The following is a 2,296-nucleotide window of genomic DNA, read 5'->3' on the forward strand; positions in this document are numbered from 1 at the left end:
CAAGCGTTGCGAATCACTCTTAAACAGATTGTTATACCCGTTTTTCAACGTTTTATTGCCCCACTACACTCTGCCTAGTATGAGTAGAAAATTGCAACACGCCAAAAGAAGAGCCGAACCGACGAAGTTCTCGTATAGTAGGTTCAACTTCATCCCAAGCACCAATGATAGCTCTCATATAGCTCTTACCATTAGCCCGATTCAAGTTACCCGATAAAAAATAGTCTTCCGGTTTATCGAAAGCTGTATTCAGTCTGCGCAACCAAAACAAGCCAGCCGCACTCGATGCTTGGTTACATAGTTCAAGCATCATTTTTCTATTTAATTCAATCCCAATATGACGGTGCAATTCTGGGATACTCAGAAATTCATAAATTTGAGGAATAACATTTTCAAGTCGAACTAGCGGGTTGGGGTGAGTTCCGACTGGCTCACTATCTAAAGCCAAACTTTTGTTTCCATGGAAACGATAAAGTACAGACGATATCCCACATATGAATAAGTAAATTGAAGCTTTCAGGTCTTCACCTTTAAAATGACGCACCAGTTCACCTAGGCAAAAAATGATAGCTTCGAAGTCTGCTGCCATTTCTGTCGCATGATACAAAGCAGCCGTCTCTCCTTTAATCAGGTCACCACCTTGAGCGTAACATTCTTCAATTAATTTTGTTCCAACGTTCAATTTTTGACTACGAATATACCCATGTTCTTGAGTTAAGTGGCCTAACTCATGGAAATACACCCAAGTTATTGCCGCTATGAACATATTTTTTCTGTGAGCTTCACTAGAAAATATTGAAGGCAGCATTTCTATTGGTTGTTCAAAATCTTGAAACAAGAAGTCGAGAACTTGTTTATCAATGTCACTATCTAAATAGCTACAAAACGCTTCAATATCCCTATATATCTGACGAACCAACTCATAATGTATGCCGATTTTATGCTGAGGAGGCTCATCTACGTTTGAGCTAGACTCCGCCCATGCATTGAGAGTAGGTTCCTCACTCCACGACAAAGTTATCGTCCCGCCCAAATTTCCATAAGCGCCCTCATTCAAGTCTCCCGTAATTGCTGAAAGAACATTGCCTGCTAGTTCGTATATTTCGATATCTTCCAAGATCCACCTATATAAAATTTTCAACTAAAGGGTATAACGCCGCATTAAGGGGTGAACAACGCAAACCACCCGACCTGAACCATTGTGCCGTAAACACTAAAGCCAATTCAAACCAAAACTGCCAAGCGTTGTGAATCCCTCTTGAATGCTTTGTTATGTGCGTAATCAACAACCTTATTTCAGTTGTAACTTGTGATTAAATGCAACTTTTTGCTTATTTATGCTTTTAGAATACGACCCGCTTTAATACTTTAGTTTTGGTTACATTCAACTTCGATCAAGGAGACAAAATGGGTATAAAAACTGGACCTAAAAGAACAAACCAAGATGGAACGCCTGATAAACGACAACGTGTTACCGAGGAAAATAAGAAAAAACATCCAAAGTTAAAAGAGCACAAGCACGAAAAAGGCGATTAACGCAATCAAAGCAGTTTCTTTCGAGGCTGCTTTTAATTTTCCTAGCACATAACGCCCTGCTAAGGGGGGGAGCAACGCAATACAAAAGCCGCCGCATACCACCTTAAGCACTAAAATCAACGCATAGCAAAATTGCCACGCGTTGCGAATCCCTCTTAAGCAGTTTGTTATGAGCGTGTTCAGGTGACACTCTTACTATATTGATATGACTGACTAGAACCATAATCGATCAACTTTGCTTTTCGGAAGCCATTTTTCTCGTAAAACCGCTGTGCGGCAGTGCTGAATATTGGTGTTTCCAGCTCTATAACGGTTCCGGGTCGAGCTATCTCCAAAAGAAAATCAAGGGCAAATGTACCAATCCCCAGACCTTGATGAGTTGGTGCTACAAAAAGCCTTAATAGCTTGAGGCTGTCCTGCTCCACTGAAAAGTAAAACCCGCCAACAACATCGCTTTTATGCTTAATCACATAATATGAGTAGCGCTTCATTGCCTTGAGTTGATACTCATGGTCATCATAGCCAGGTGGACCTGAACCGCAGAGCTTTTGATCTGTTGAGAATGCTGAGACCTGAATATCTAGAAGTGCTTCAATGTCACTTGTACTCGCTTTTTCAATCGAATTCATTGATAAACCTCTTAGCTCATAACGCCCTGTTAAGGTGTGAGCAACGCAATACCGAAGCTCCCGAATACCACCTTAAACACTAAACGCAACGCATAGTAAAAATGCCACGCGTTGCGAATCACTCTTAAACA

3 protein-coding genes are annotated in these 2,296 nt (G+C 41.0%); 1 reads left to right on the forward strand and 2 read right to left on the reverse strand.

The window, feature by feature from the left end; genetic code table 11:
* Positions 1 to 52: 52 nt before the first annotated feature.
* A complete protein-coding gene (locus tag KI742_RS23135) occupies positions 53 to 1,117 on the reverse strand; it encodes a hypothetical protein (RefSeq protein ID WP_285386339.1) in 1,065 nt (354 codons plus the stop codon).
* 290 nt (positions 1,118 to 1,407) lie between these two features.
* Between KI742_RS23135 and KI742_RS23140 the strand changes: the two genes are divergently transcribed.
* Positions 1,408 to 1,536: a hypothetical protein gene (locus tag KI742_RS23140; RefSeq protein WP_254915675.1), complete on the forward strand. Its 129-nt coding sequence runs from the start codon at positions 1,408 to 1,410 to the stop codon at positions 1,534 to 1,536.
* A gap of 179 nt (positions 1,537 to 1,715) precedes the next feature.
* Here the strand turns inward: KI742_RS23140 and KI742_RS23150 are convergent, their stop codons facing one another.
* Complete coding sequence (locus tag KI742_RS23150; protein WP_285445314.1) at positions 1,716 to 2,165, reverse strand: GNAT family N-acetyltransferase; 450 nt, start codon at positions 2,163 to 2,165, stop codon at positions 1,716 to 1,718.
* Between the last annotated feature and the right edge of the window lie 131 nt (positions 2,166 to 2,296).

The sequence above is a fragment of the Vibrio sp. D417a genome (genome assembly GCF_030248595.1).
In the GTDB taxonomy this organism is placed as follows: Bacteria; Pseudomonadota; Gammaproteobacteria; order Enterobacterales; family Vibrionaceae; genus Vibrio; species Vibrio alginolyticus.